Annotated in this window: 12 protein-coding genes; 9 read left to right on the top strand and 3 right to left on the bottom strand. The window is 71.6% G+C overall.

The window, feature by feature from the left end:
- The first annotated feature begins 36 nt into the window (after positions 1-36).
- The 9 genes from IF12_RS0109440 (at position 37) to IF12_RS0109480 (ending at position 10540) form a co-directional block, all read left to right on the top strand.
- The gene (locus tag IF12_RS0109440) at positions 37-738 is read left to right on the top strand and encodes a hypothetical protein (protein ID WP_030157324.1); all 702 of its coding nucleotides are present in this window, start codon (positions 37-39) and stop codon (positions 736-738) included.
- Between the two features lie 89 nt (positions 739-827).
- Positions 828-1448 carry a LysE family translocator gene (locus IF12_RS0109445; RefSeq protein ID WP_030157326.1) on the top strand — a complete coding sequence of 207 codons (621 nt, stop codon included), beginning with the start codon at positions 828-830 and terminating at the stop codon, positions 1446-1448.
- A gap of 176 nt (positions 1449-1624) precedes the next feature.
- Positions 1625-2437, top strand: coding sequence for a bifunctional 2-polyprenyl-6-hydroxyphenol methylase/3-demethylubiquinol 3-O-methyltransferase UbiG (locus IF12_RS0109450; protein ID WP_030157328.1), 813 nt, complete (start codon positions 1625-1627; stop codon positions 2435-2437).
- A 44-nt stretch (positions 2438-2481) separates the two neighbouring features.
- On the top strand, positions 2482-3318 hold the full coding sequence (locus tag IF12_RS26135; RefSeq protein WP_030157330.1) for a hypothetical protein: 837 nt from the start codon (positions 2482-2484) through the stop codon (positions 3316-3318).
- A gap of 109 nt (positions 3319-3427) precedes the next feature.
- Complete coding sequence (gene fxlM, locus IF12_RS0109460) at positions 3428-4657, top strand: methyltransferase, FxLD system (RefSeq protein WP_166659571.1); 1230 nt, start codon at positions 3428-3430, stop codon at positions 4655-4657.
- Between the two features lie 268 nt (positions 4658-4925).
- Entirely contained in the window at positions 4926-6812 is a 1887-nt protein-coding gene (locus tag IF12_RS0109465) for a hypothetical protein (protein WP_030157335.1), read from the top strand.
- 132 nt (positions 6813-6944) lie between these two features.
- Positions 6945-8720: an ABC transporter ATP-binding protein gene (locus IF12_RS0109470; RefSeq protein ID WP_030157337.1), complete on the top strand. Its 1776-nt coding sequence runs from the start codon at positions 6945-6947 to the stop codon at positions 8718-8720.
- Between the two features lie 280 nt (positions 8721-9000).
- Complete coding sequence (locus IF12_RS0109475; protein ID WP_051704185.1) at positions 9001-10086, top strand: glycerophosphodiester phosphodiesterase family protein; 1086 nt, start codon at positions 9001-9003, stop codon at positions 10084-10086.
- A gap of 118 nt (positions 10087-10204) precedes the next feature.
- The gene (locus IF12_RS0109480; RefSeq protein WP_030157341.1) at positions 10205-10540 is read left to right on the top strand and encodes a glyoxalase superfamily protein; all 336 of its coding nucleotides are present in this window, start codon (positions 10205-10207) and stop codon (positions 10538-10540) included.
- Positions 10541-10662: 122 nt separating this feature from the next.
- On the opposite strand, the gene IF12_RS0109485 is transcribed toward IF12_RS0109480, so the two are convergent.
- From IF12_RS0109485 to mscL, 3 genes are all read right to left on the bottom strand, one after another.
- Positions 10663-11469: a VOC family protein gene (locus tag IF12_RS0109485; protein ID WP_030157344.1), complete on the bottom strand. Its 807-nt coding sequence runs from the start codon at positions 11467-11469 to the stop codon at positions 10663-10665.
- Positions 11470-11546: 77 nt separating this feature from the next.
- Positions 11547-12368, bottom strand: coding sequence for a VOC family protein (locus tag IF12_RS0109490; RefSeq protein ID WP_030157345.1), 822 nt, complete (start codon positions 12366-12368; stop codon positions 11547-11549).
- A gap of 186 nt (positions 12369-12554) precedes the next feature.
- Positions 12555-12941, bottom strand: coding sequence for a large conductance mechanosensitive channel protein MscL (gene mscL / locus IF12_RS0109495; protein ID WP_030157347.1), 387 nt, complete (start codon positions 12939-12941; stop codon positions 12555-12557).
- Positions 12942-13083 lie beyond the last annotated feature (142 nt).

Raw genomic sequence — 13083 nt, forward strand, 5'->3', positions numbered from 1 at the left:
CAGTGGGGCCGTTCGAGCCCTACCGAAAGGTTCCCCATGTCCGCTGACCGCCCCCACGGCAATCGCACCGTCGTCGCCGAGCCCGCCTGGGTCGCCCCGGCCTTCCTCACGGTCCTGCCGGTCCTCGGCGCCGCACTCGGGTGGGGCCTGACCTTCGCCGCCGAATGGTTCACCGGACTCGCCTGGTTCCCCTTCCAAGGCCTGATCGAACGCTTCACCGAACTCTCCCAGACCGTCCAACTGGTCATCGCGATCCCCCTCGGCCTCGTCGTCGGCGTCCTCCTCGGCCTGACGGCCGTCCACGAAATGCTCACGGTGACCGTCGACTCCGACCGCATCAGCCTCAAACGCGGCGACTTCGAGCAGTCGGTCGACCGGGCCGAGATCGCCTCGGTCTTCGTGGAGGACAAGCGACTCGTCCTCCTCGGCCACCGCCGCCAGGAACTCGCCCAGGTCGCGTTCGACCTCGACCGCGACAAGCTCGCCGCCGCGCTCCGCCGCCACGGCTACACCTGGCGGCCCGAGGGCGACCCCTACGGCTCCCAGCTGCGCCGCTGGGTCCCCGAAGGCGAAGGCCTGCCGCCGGGCGCCGACGCCCTCCTCAAGGCCCGCCAGCGCGCCCTGGAGAAGTCCAAGGACGACGACCTGCGGGAGCTGCGCGATGAGCTCGCCGGACTCGACGTGGTCGTCCGCGACAAGGACAAGAAGCAGTACTGGCGCCCCGCCGACCCCGCCTGACCGGACCCGGTCGCCCGACCCCGTCAATGTACCGATGCGGCCGGGCCCGCCCGGTGCGAACATCGACGCTCGACACCGGGGGAGCCGCCATGACCGTACTGCTGATCTTCGCGCTGGCGATCCTGATCGCCGCCATCGTGCCGGGACCGGACTTCGCGATGGTCGTGCGCAACACCGTCCTTTCGGGGCGCGCCAGCGGCATGTGGACGGCCGTCGGGATCGGCCTGGGGGTCTCGGTCTGGGTGGTCGCCACCTCGTTCGGGCTCGCCGCGCTGCTGGCCGCCTCGGCGTTCGCCTTCTCCGCCGTCAAGCTCGCCGGCGCCGTCTACCTCGTCTACCTCGGCATCCGCTCGATCCGGGTGGCCGTCAAGGAAAGGCGCGCTCCCGCCGCGGCGCTCGACCTCGGGCGGGCGATGAGCCGCTGGGCCGCGTTCCGCTCGGGCCTGCTGTGCAATCTCCTCAACCCCAAGGCGGTCGTGCTCTTCACCGCGCTCATGCCGCAGTTCATCGCAGGGGACGGCGCCGGGAGCGCGCTCGTCTTCGAGCTCGCGGCCGTCGGGATGTCGGTGTGCGCGGGCTGGTACCTGCTGCTGGCCGGCCTCATCGGGTTCATGCGCTCCCTGCTGGACCGGCCCCGCGTGCGCGCCTGGCTCAACGGCGTCACCGGCGCGGTCATGGTCGCCTTCGGACTGCGCGTGGCCGCGAACTGACCACCCTCGCGGGAGCCGCGCGCCGAATTGTCGGTGGCATGGGGTTCGATGGCAGTGCGGCGGACGGCCGACCGGCTCTGCGCGCTTGCGGGAGTGCGCCGTGCCGGCCGACCGGCCGCCGTCCCATGCTCCGTTAATCGGTGGCGGCTTCCGGGCGCGTCCCGCAGGATCGACCGATGAGCGAATGGAGACTCGAAGACGAGATCGAGGCGTACTACCGGCGCGGCGACGAGCGCGAGCGCCTGACGCGCAACGCCCGCGGCCGCTTGGAGTTCGCCCGTATGCAGGACCTGCTGCGCCGACTCCTGCCGGGTGAGGGCCTCAAGGTGCTCGACGTGGGCGGGGCCACCGGCGTCCATTCGGCGTGGATGGCCGCCGACGGGCACGATGTGACCCTCGTCGACCCCGTCGAGAGCCAGGTCGCCGTCGCCGCGAGGCTCCCCGGCGTCCGGGCGGTCGTCGGCGACGCGCGCGAACTGCCTTGCGAGGACGCTGTTTTCGACGCGGTGCTCCTCATGGGACCGCTCTACCACCTGACCGACCGCGGGCAGCGCGTCCGCGCCCTCGCCGAGGCCCGGCGCTGCGCCCGCCCCGGCGGGCTCGTCGCGGCCGTGACCATCAACCGCACCGCCGGGTGGGGCGACTACCTGCTGTTCAAGGCCGGCGGCAGCGACAAAGGGCTCAGCGCCGAAGCGAGCCTGCGCGTCATCCGCGAGGGCGTCCTGCGGCACTTCGACCAGGGCCTGTTCACCACCGCCTACCTCGCCCACCCCGGCGAGGTCGCCGCCGAGTTCGCCGACGCCGGGCTCGAAGACCCCGCCCAGTACTCCGTGCAGGGCTTCCCGGGTCTCATCCCCGAACTCGAGCGGCTCATCGACGACCCCGAGGTCCGCGGCCACCTCATGGAGGGCCTGCGGCTCATCGAGACCGAGCCGTCCCTCCTCGGCGCCGGCAACCACCTCCTGACGACCGCCGTCGTCCCCGCCTGAGAAACTGGGGGGCGCGGGCCGTCCCTGCCCGCCTAGGAGGCGACATGCGTCGGGCCCGCGCCGGCATCATCGCGGTGTTCCTCCTGGCCGCCTTCGCCGCGGCGGTCGCCGGGAACCGCGCCGCGCCCCGAGTCGAGCCGTCCGCGCCCCCCAATCTGAGCGCCACCGCAGAGATCCGCCGCTCCTTCGCCGCGCCCGGGATCGTGACCGTCGCCGTGACCAACCGCGGCACGGCCCCGGTGCGGGTGCTCGGCGTCGAGCTCGTCTCGGACTCCTTCGCGCCCTTGGGCATGCAGGAGACCGACGTGACCGTGCCGCCGGGCGAGACCCCTCGCGACCTCACCGTCGAGCACGGGGCCGCGCGGTGTCCCGACGGCGTCGACTCGACCGCCGCGCCCGCCACGGCGGTGCTCCGGGTGGCGACCGAGGACGGCGCGGAGCACGAGGTCGCCGCCGCCTTGCCGCACCCGAACGGCACCCTCGACCGGCTGCTGCGGGAGGCCTGCGCGGCCGAGGCGGTCGCCGCCGCGGCGCGGATCGAACTGGGCCCGCTCGTCGCGGCCGAGGACGGGACCCTGACGGGGGCGTTGACCCTCACTCCGCAGTCCGGTGCCGACCTGGCGGCGACCGAGGTGCGCGGCAGCGCCCTGTTCACCGTCGCGGCCGCCGAAGGCCTGCCCGCGGAGGGCGCGATCGCGCTCGCCTTCGACGCGCACCGCTGCGAGGGCCACGCGGTCGGGGACGCGAAGCAGCCGTTCGCGTTCACCGTGTGGCTCGCGATCGACGGCGGCGAGCCGCTGGCCGCCCCGATCGAGGTCGGCCCGGCGCAGCGCGAGGCGCTCTGGGCGATGCTCGAAGTCCGTTGCGCCCACGCGGACTGATGCGGATCACAGGGCGCTGACCTGGGCCGCTCCGAGAAAACGCGATCGAGGTTCCAAAGGTCGAAACTGGAGGAGGCGAACCCGGCACATCGGACGTACGCTTAGGCGTGTGGGTGATCACGTCGATACTTCCGGTAACGAGGCGCATCAGTTGCGGACCCGCCTGGTGAGGAACCTGCGGGCGGGCGGGTCGATCCGGAGCGCGTCGGTCGAGGCCGCGATGCTCGCGGTGCCCCGGCACCGCTTCATCCCCGAGGCCTCCCTGCGCACCGCCTACGCCGACGAGGTGTACGTGACCAAGCGCAACGGGCACGGCGACGCGATCAGCTCGGCCTCGCAGCCCTCGATCGTCGCCGAGATGCTCGAACAGCTCGACGTGCGCCCCGGCCACCGGGTGCTGGAGATCGGCGCCGGCACCGGCTACAACGCGGCCCTGCTCGACGCGCTCGTCGGCCCCGAAGGCTCGGTCACCACTGTGGACATCGATGCCGACGCGGTGCGCCGCGCGCGCGAGGCGCTCGACGACCTCGGCTGCGACCGCGTCCGGGTCGTCCAGGGCGACGGGGAGCTGGGCTGGGCGCACGGCGCGCCCTACGACCGCGTCATCGTCACCGTCGGCACCTGGGACCTGCCCCCGGCCTGGTGGGAGCAGCTCGCCGAGGGCGGCCGGCTCGTCGCGCCGCTGAGCATCCGCGGCTGCGAGCACTCGGTCGCGTTCGAGTACGTCGGCGGGGTCCTGCGGAGCCGGTCGATCGTCGGCTGCGGCTTCATGCCGATGCGGGGCCTCGGCAGCCACGAGGGCCAGGACGTGGAGCTCTCCGAGGGCCGGGTCCTCACCTTCCACGTCGAAGGCGAGGTCGCCGCCGAAGGCGTGCGCGGCGCGCTCGACGGCAGCGGCACCACCGTGTGGACCCCGGTGCGCCTCAAGGTGAACGAGGACGCCTCCCAGTTGTCGCTGTGGCTCGCGTGCGCGTTCGTCGGCTACGGGCGCATGAGCGCGCCCTTCGGCGACCACGGGCCGCAGCGCCTGCTCATGCGCTGGGCCAACCCCGCGGTCGTGGAGGGCGGCGACTTCGCGTACGTCGTCTCCCGGCGCGTGGGTGAGGGCAACGAGATCGGCGTGCGCGGTCACGGACCCAGCGGCGCGGCGCTCGCGGTGCGCGTCGCCGAGCAGGCCCGCGTGTGGGACCGCGCGTGCCGCGACGGCGTGAGCCTCCAGATCGCGGCCTACCGCATGGACGCCGGCGAACCTCCGGCGCCGAACGCCCGCTTCACGGTTCCCAAGCGCCACACCAAGCTCGCGATCCGCGTCACCCCTGTCGACGCCGAACCCCGTTGAGGGACGAGCACTTCCGGCACTCGAAGACCCTCTCCGAGGGGCCCGTACCGGCGCCTTCGCGACCGTTCTAGGGTGATCCCCGGGGCGCCCCACGCCCGCCGCCGACCTCCCCGGACCCCCCGGGTGACCCTGTGTGGCAGCGCCATCGCGACCGGTCGCAGTGGACGCAATGCGGTATCAATGGACCGCACCCCGTCGCACCCTCCCGGCCCACTCGCCCACGCCCCGAGTCGGCCGGATCGAAGCCGATCCTCAGAAGGGACGCCTAATGTCCGACCCCACGTACAAGCAGCGGATGCGCTATTGGTTCGACAACACCATGTCGAAGGGCACGAAAGCGCTCATCGGCTGGCTCACCGTGATCACACTGGCGCTCACCGCCGTATGCGCGATACTGGTGCTGCTCTTCGCGCGCGGCTCCGACGGCGGGTCGGCCGGCCTCGGCAGCGTCCTGTGGACCTCGTTCCTGCACGTCATGGACCCGGGGAACATCTCGGGCGACGAGGACCAGTTCGTCTACATGGTCATCATGTTCGCCACCACCATCGGCGGCATCGTGATCATCTCCTCACTCGTCGGCATTCTCACCACCGGCCTGGACGCGAAACTCGAAGACCTCCGGAAAGGCCGCTCGCTCGTGGTCGAGAAGGGCCACACCGTCATTCTCGGATGGTCCGATCAGGTCTTCATCATCATCTCCGAATTGGTCGAGGCCAATGAGAGCGAGAAGCGCGCGTGCGTCGCCATTCTCGCCGACCGCGACAAAGTCGAGATGGAGGACGAGATCCGCACGAAGATCGCCGACCTCAAGACCACGCACGTCGTCTGCCGCACCGGCGACCCGGCCGACCCCGCCGACATCGGCCTCGTCAACCCCGGGCAGGCCAAGAGCGTCATCGTCCTCACCGAAGGCGAGGACGACCCCGACGCCCAGCTCGTGCGCAGCCTCCTCGCCGTCACCCAAGGCGGCGAGGGGAACCTCAACTGCCACGTGGTCGGCGCCGTCGCCGACGGCCGCAACCTCCCCGCCGCCCGCCTGGCGGGCGGGCGCGCCGCCCACGTCGTCGACGCCAACGACCTCATGGCCCGCCTGATGGTCCAGACCTGCCGCCAGTCCGGGCTCTCGGTCGTCTACACCGACCTGCTCGACTTCGACGGCGACGAGATCTACATGGTCGAGGAGCCCACCCTCTTCGGACGCCCGCTCGGCCAGGCCCTCCACGCCTACCGGACCTCCTCGTTCATCGGCGTGCTCACCAAGGAGGGCCGCTGCATCGTCAACCCGCCCTCCAGCGCCGTGCTCCAGCCCGGCGACCGGCTCATCCTCATCGCCGCCGACGACTCCGCGATCCGCCTCGACGGCTCGCGCCCCGCCATCGACGAGAGCGCCATCGTCGTCCGCGGCGACGCCGGCAACCGCCCCGAGCGCACCCTCATCCTCGGCTGGAACGCCCGCTCGCGCACGATCCTCGAACAGCTCGACCAATACGTGGCCCCCGGATCGGTCACCGACGTCGTGACCGACCACCCCGACGCGGCCGACGCGATCCGCCGCATCGGCCCGCAGATGCGCGTCCAGGCCCTCAACTTCAAAGAGGACGACACCACCGACCGCCGCCTGCTCGAATCGCTCAACCCCGGCGCCTACCACCACATCATCGCGCTGTGCGCCGACGACGTGGACGCGCAGCTGGCCGACTCCAGGACCCTCGTGACCCTGCTCCACCTGCGGGACATGGCCCAGCGCACCAGCACCCGCTTCAAGGTCGTCTCGGAGATGGCCGACGACCGCAACCGGGCGCTCGCCCAAGTCACCCAGGCCGACGACTTCATCGTCAGCGCCAAGCTCATCAGCCTGCTGCTCACCCAGACCGCCGAGAACCCGCACCTGTCGCAGGTCTTCGCGCACCTGTTCAGCCCCGAGGGCTCCGAGATCTACCTCAAGCCCGCCGACCACTACGTGCGACCGCGCGTGCCGGTCAACTTCTACACCGTCGCCGAATCCGCCCGCAGGCGCGGCGAGACCGCCATCGGCTACCGCCAGGTCGCCCAGGCCCAGCAGGCCCCCGGCTACGGCGTGCACCTCAACCCCGACAAGTCCGCGCAGTTCATGGTCCAGCCCGAGGACAAGATCATCGTCCTCGCCGAGGACTGACCCCGGCGCGAGGTCCTACGACCATCGGATGAGGACCCCGTGCGACTGTGGGCCGACGCCGATGTCGGCCGCCGCGGGTAGCGTCGACCTCCTCCACAACACCCGTCGGAGACCGACCGTAAAGAGCGACCAATGACCGACACCACGACGGCGACGACCGCCGCCGAAACCGACGCGACCGCGCCGAAAGCGCCGATCACCCGATTGTGGGCCTACGCCCGCCGACACCTGCGCCTGCTGCTCATCGGCGGCGCCCTCTCCTTCGCCGGCGGCCTCGTCGGCCTCGTCCAGCCGCTCATCGCGATGGACATCATCGACACCCTCGCCGCGAACGAGTCCCTCACCAGGCCGCTCGTCTACCTGACGGCGGTCGTCATCGTCGGCGGCGCCCTCAGCGCCCTCGGCCCCTACCTGATGCAGATCGCCGGCCAGGACGTCGTCCTGACCGTCCGCCGCCAGCTCATCGGCCGCCTCGTGCGCCTCCAGGTCGCCGAAGTCGACCGCCTCAAACCCGGCGACCTCGTCTCCCGGCTCACCTCCGACACGAACCTCCTGCGCACCGTCGCCAGCACCACCGTCATCGGCGGCGTCACCGACGCCTTCATGATCCTCGGCGGCATCGGCCTCATGGCCTGGCTCGACCCGGTCCTGTTCGGCACCACCATGGCCATGGTCCTCATGGTCACCGTGATGATGCTGTTCATCATGCCGCGCATCCAGAACGCGACCGTGGACTCCCAGAAGGCCCTGGGCGACATGGGCTCGCTCCTCGAACGCGTCTTCAGCGCCTTCCGCACCGTCAAGGCCTCCGGAGCCGAGGCGCACGAGATCGGGCGCCTCGACGGGGCGGCCACCACCGCCCGCGACAAGGGCGTCAAGGCCTCCTTCTGGGAGGCCCTCGCGGGCGTCGCGGCGTTCATGCCGGTGAACATCGCCTTCCTGATGGTCCTCGGCGTCGGCGGCGCCCGCGTCGCCTCCGGGGCGATGGCCATCGGCACGCTCATCGGCTTCCTCCTGCTGCTCTTCTACCTCATGGGCCCGATCGGCGGCCTGGTCGCCTCGCTCTCGCAGCTCCAGACCGGCCTCGCCGCGGTCCACCGGATCGAGGAGGTCGCGAGCCTCGACTCCGAGGAGCCCGAGACCGCCCCGCGCCGCAGCGACCGCACCGGGCCCGCGCAGGTCGCCTTCAACGACGTGACCTTCCGCTACGGCGAGGACCTCCCGTTCGTCCACCACGGAGTCACCTTCGCCTCCAGCGGACGCGGCCTCACCGCCCTGGTCGGCCCCTCCGGCGCCGGCAAGACCACCGTGTTCTCCCTCATCGAGCGGTTCTACCCGGCCACCACCGGGCAGGTCCTCGTCGACGGCGTCGACGTCACCGAATGGCCCCTGGAGGAGCTGCGCGGCGTCATCGGCTACGTGGAGCAGGACGCCCCCGTCCTCGACGGTACGCTCCGCGAGAACCTCGTCATGGCCGCGCCGAACGCCACCGAAGCGGACCTCCTCGACGTCGTCGAGGTCGCCCGGCTCACCGAACTGGTCGGCAAACTCCCCGAGGGACTCGACTCCCGCGTGGGCTACCGCGGCACCACCCTCTCCGGCGGCGAGCGCCAGCGGGTCGCCATCGCCCGGGCGCTGCTGCGCCGACCGCGGCTGCTGCTGCTCGACGAGGCCACCTCGCAGCTCGACGCCGCGAACGAGGCCGCGCTCAAGCAGGTCATGCTCGACGCGGCCGAACGAACCAACGTGCTCGTCGTCGCCCACCGGCTCTCGACGGTCACCAGCGCCGACCAGATCGTCGTCTTCGACACCGGCGTGGTGCGCGCGGTCGGCACCCACGCCGAACTGGTCGAGAAGGACGACCTGTACCGGGGCCTCGCCGCGTCCCAGCTCCTCACGGCCGCTTGAGCATCGGGCGCCCCGAAGCCGGTTCGGCTCCGGGGCGCCCGCTCAAGGCCCCGAAGCCGCCAGCGCAGCCGTGTTCCCCGACGGCACCGAAACTCCCAAGTAGACCCCCGAGCGCGCCCGCCGCCGGACCGGACCCTCGCCGACGATCGTCCGATCCGCCCGGAGTGCACCATATTTCTTCAGGCACCTTTCAAGCGCCGTTCAACCGCGGTCCCGCCCGAATACGGGCGCGCCCGGTTGGCTGAGGGCACCCGTCCCCCCCGACAGGAAGAGGACCCTCATGACCAGCAAGGGCGCACTCCTGCGCGGCGCGACCGCGTACGCGGTGACCGTGCTCGCCGCCGCCGGAACCCTCATCGGCCTCCTCGCCGCCCCGGCCGCCGCCGGGCCGAGCCACCACGAGGACCACCACCACGAGCACCGCGGCCGCCACGCCGAACCGATCGTCATCGCCCACCGCGGCGCCAGCGGCCACCTCCCCGAGCACACACTGGAGGCCTACGCGCTCGCAGTCGAACTCGGCGCCGACGTCATCGAACCCGACCTCGTGCTCACCGCAGACGGCGAGCTCCTCGCCCGCCACGAACCGGTCCTCGACGAGACCACCGACGTCGCCGACCACCCCGAGTTCGCCGACCGCAAGGCCACCAAGCTCATCGACGGCACCCCCGTCACCGGCTTCTTCGCCGACGACTTCACCCTCGCCGAACTCAAGACCCTCCGCGCCAAGGAGCGCCTGCCGCAGCTGCGCCCCCAGAGCGCCGCCTACGACGGGCAGTTCCAGCTCGTCACCTACGACGAGATCCTCGACTACGTCGACACCCTGCGCGGCAAGGTGATCACCTACCCCGAGATGAAGCACCCGTCCTATTACGAGGACCAGGGCACGAGCATCGAGGACGCGCTGGCCGACCTGCTGGAGGAGCGGGGCCTCGACCGCAAGCGCTCGCCGGTGTGGGTTCAGTCCTTCGAGTACCAGAGCCTGCTCAACATCGCCGAGCGCGTCGACAACCGGATCGGCCTCAACATCGACGGCCAGGGCGAGATCCCGGACGCCGAGCTCGACGAGTACGCCGCGACGCTGGACACGGTGAGCCTCAACAAGAACCGGATCTTCCCGCGCGCCGCGGACGGGAGCCTCCTGGAGCCGACCGACGTGGTCGAGCGCGCGCACGCCCGCGGCCTGGACGTCCACGTGTGGACCTTCCGCAACGAGAACGCGTTCCTGCCCGCCGACCTGCGCATCGGCACCGACGAGGCGGCCTGGGGCGATTTCGAGGCCGAGTACCGGCTGTTCTACGACCTCGGCGTGGACGCGGTCTTCAGCGACTACCCGGACCAGGCGGTCGCCGCCCGCGACTGCTGATCCGCTCAGCGAAATTCGCAAGAACGAGGGGCCGCCCTGCCGCCGGGGCGGCCCCTCGCCCCTCGGGCCTCCCGCCCGATCCGGCGGCGCTGTCGGACCCCGATGCGACCATGGAGCGATGGACGAACAGGCGATTCCGATCCTCCGCGTCGCGGACGCGACCGCGGCCCTGCCCTGGTACGAGCGGCTGGGCTTCCTCAAGCAGTGGGAGCACCGGTTCGAACCGGGGTTCCCGCTGTTCGTCGAGGTGGCCCGCGGCGGAGTGCGGCTCTTCCTCTCCGAGCACGAGGGCGACGCCCACCCGGACGGCGTGGTCTACCTGCGGCTGCGAGACGTCGACGCGATCGCGGCCGAGTTCGGGCGGGAGGCGGCCGACACCGAATGGGGCACGCGCGAGGTGGAACTGCGCGACCCGGACGGCAACCGCCTCAGAATCGGCGTCCCGACGACCTGACCGTCCCAGCGGTTCGGTGCGGCGCTGCGGGCTCAAAGCTCGCGGCGTCGAAGCAGCGCGCCCCCTGAGACTGGTTGACGCATTGCGGGCCCGCAGCGCACGCGGCGGGCACCAAGCTTCGTTCACTCCCAGGCGCGGTTGGCCATGATGCCCACCATGGTCCCGCTCGGCGCGGCCACGCCCGCCACCCGCAGGCCCGGCACGTCCATCGGCGGGGCCGCGACCGACCCTCCCAGTTCCGCCGACCGCTCGCAGGTCTCGTCGGCGTCCTCGACCGCGACCATCACGCTCCACTGCGGCGGCAGGTTCAGCTCGAAGCCCTCGGCCGCGTGGCAGCCGCCGAACTCGCGCTCGGTCCCGGCCGGGCTCAGCGCCGCGTACGGCTTCGGGTTCGCCGCGTCCTCCCAAGGGGGCGTCACCACGTCCCAGTCCAGCAGCGCCGCGTAGAACCGCATGGCCTCCTGCGGCACCCCGTCGTAGTGGTACTCCGCCCACGCGACGCTGTTCGGCTCGCCGTACGCGCCGAAGCCCGTGTCCTGGGCGAGCGCCTGGACCAGGCCGAACGACGCGCCGTTCGGGTCGGTGAGCATCGCGAACCGGAACCTGCCGCCCACGCCCTGCGGCTCGGCGTTGAGCGCGGCCCCGAGCGCCACGGCCTTCTCGGCCGCCGCGTCGCAGTTCTCGACCTTGAAGTGGAGGTTCCAGGTCCGCGAGGGCGCGATCCCCGGCGGGCACGGCGCGATGCCCATGACCGGCCTGCCCGGCGCGGGGGAGCCGTCGTCGATGCCGAAGGTCGTGTAGTGGCCCAGCTCCTCGCCCGCGTCGGCGGACACCCAGCCGAACAGCCGCTCGTAGTACCGGGTGTCGGCCTCCAGGGCCGAGGTCAGGGAGTCCGACCAGATCGGCGCCCCCGTCGGGATCGAGGTCATGGCGCGCAGCTCCTTCGCACAGAGGTACCCGCCCACCGTCGCACGGGTCCGGCGCGGTCGCAGGGCTTCACGGCGAATCAGTCCCGGGAGGCCATGAGCGAGAAGTGCGCCCCGGTCGGCGAGGCCAGGACGGCCATGCGCCCGCCCGGGTCGTTCACGGGCGCGACCACCATCGAGGCGCCGAGGTCGACCGCCTTCGAGGCCGTCAGGTCCACCGCGTCGGTCCCGAAGCACGGCAGCCAGTGCGGGCGCATCTCCAGTTCCGGGCCGAGCGCCATGCGCGCGCCGCCGAACTCGAACGCGCCGCCGGGCAGCAGGCCCGGGTGGTGCGTCCACAGGCCCACGTAGGGCGCGTCGTGCGCCGGCTCGTCCGTGTCGGGGACCTTGAGCGTCCAGTTCAGCAGCTCGGAGTAGAACTGCATGGCCTCCACGGGCGCGCCGTCGTAGACGTACTCGAACCAGATGATCGCGCCCGGCTCGTCCCTGGCGGTGAAGCCCACGTGGTCGTTCAACGGCTCGAACAGGCCGAACGCGCCGCCGTCGGGGTCGCGCATCGCCGCGTAGACCAGGTCGTCGCCGATGCGCATCGGGGTGCTGACCATGGCCGCGCCGAGCTTCTCGGCCTCGGCGGCGGTCTGCACGCAGTCGTCGACGTGGAAGGACACGCCCCAGCCGGCGGGCCGGTCCGGTTCGCTGTGCGGGTTCGCGGCGATCCCGGCGACAGCGCGGGCCGTCGAGACGGTCGTGCCCAGGCACAGCTCGGTGTAGTGCCCGAACTGCTCACCGCTGTCGAAGGTCGTCCAGTTGAACAGGCGCGTGTAGAAGTCCAGGTCAACGGCGAGATCGGGGGTGTTCGAATCGGCCCAGATCGGGGAGCCGAGGGGAATCGACGTCGGCATGTGGCAGGTCCTTAGCGGGTCGGGTCGGCAGTGACTCCTCACCGTCCCACGCGGTTGCGCCGCAGGCAATACCTCGGTGAGGCCACTGCGGCGGCGGATACCCGCGGGTAGGGAGGGGAAACGCCGGGTGACGGGGCGGCCCGCCGCGCTCGGGGCGCGGCGGGCCGCCGAGAGCGGGCGGGGGCGTCAGACGCGGCGCTGCTCGCGCAGCAGGTCCCGGATCTCCTCCAGCAGGACCACCTGCTCCTCGCGGACCACTTCGGCCTCCTCGTCGGAGGACATGAACTTGTCGCGGAGCTTGTTCATCGGCAGCACGATGACGAAGTACACCGCCGCCGAGGTCAGGAAGAACACCAGGATCCCGTTGATGAAGTTCCCGTACGGGAACTCGACGCCGTTGACGGTGAAGCTGCCGCCGACCTCGCCGCCGCCGGTGACCAGTGTGATGAGCGGATTGAGGAACGCCTCGCCGAACGACGCCACCAGCGCGGTCATCGCCGCGCCCATGACCACCGCGACGGCCAGTTCGACCACGTTGCCGCGCATCAAGAACTCTTTGAACCCTTTGATCATGACGACGATCTTCGCATCCCCGCGCTTTCGAACGGGCGTCGTGCGTTCGGTGTCGCGGCGAAAGGGCCGATCTCACCCGCTCGGGAACAAGCCCGGTCGCCGCGCGGTTGTGACCGGTGGCGGCCGAGCCGCCGGACCGAAG

The sequence above is a fragment of the Glycomyces sp. NRRL B-16210 genome (genome assembly GCF_000719515.1).
Taxonomy (GTDB): Bacteria; Actinomycetota; Actinomycetes; order Mycobacteriales; family Micromonosporaceae; genus Glycomyces.

Excerpts from the sequence above, each read along its gene's own strand:
- IF12_RS0109485 (WP_030157344.1), bottom strand. The coding sequence starts at position 11,469 with ATGACCTCGATCCCGACGGGGGCGCCGATCTGGTCGGACTCCCTGACC.
- IF12_RS0109480 (WP_030157341.1), top strand. The coding sequence starts at position 10,205 with ATGGACGAACAGGCGATTCCGATCCTCCGCGTCGCGGACGCGACCGCG.
- IF12_RS0109490 (WP_030157345.1), bottom strand. The coding sequence starts at position 12,368 with ATGCCGACGTCGATTCCCCTCGGCTCCCCGATCTGGGCCGATTCGAAC.
- IF12_RS0109470 (WP_030157337.1), top strand. The coding sequence starts at position 6,945 with ATGACCGACACCACGACGGCGACGACCGCCGCCGAAACCGACGCGACC.
- IF12_RS26135 (WP_030157330.1), top strand. The coding sequence starts at position 2,482 with ATGCGTCGGGCCCGCGCCGGCATCATCGCGGTGTTCCTCCTGGCCGCC.
- IF12_RS0109450 (WP_030157328.1), top strand. The coding sequence starts at position 1,625 with ATGAGCGAATGGAGACTCGAAGACGAGATCGAGGCGTACTACCGGCGC.
- mscL (WP_030157347.1), bottom strand. The coding sequence starts at position 12,941 with ATGATCAAAGGGTTCAAAGAGTTCTTGATGCGCGGCAACGTGGTCGAA.
- IF12_RS0109440 (WP_030157324.1), top strand. The coding sequence starts at position 37 with ATGTCCGCTGACCGCCCCCACGGCAATCGCACCGTCGTCGCCGAGCCC.
- IF12_RS0109465 (WP_030157335.1), top strand. The coding sequence starts at position 4,926 with ATGTCCGACCCCACGTACAAGCAGCGGATGCGCTATTGGTTCGACAAC.
- IF12_RS0109475 (WP_051704185.1), top strand. The coding sequence starts at position 9,001 with ATGACCAGCAAGGGCGCACTCCTGCGCGGCGCGACCGCGTACGCGGTG.
- IF12_RS0109445 (WP_030157326.1), top strand. The coding sequence starts at position 828 with ATGACCGTACTGCTGATCTTCGCGCTGGCGATCCTGATCGCCGCCATC.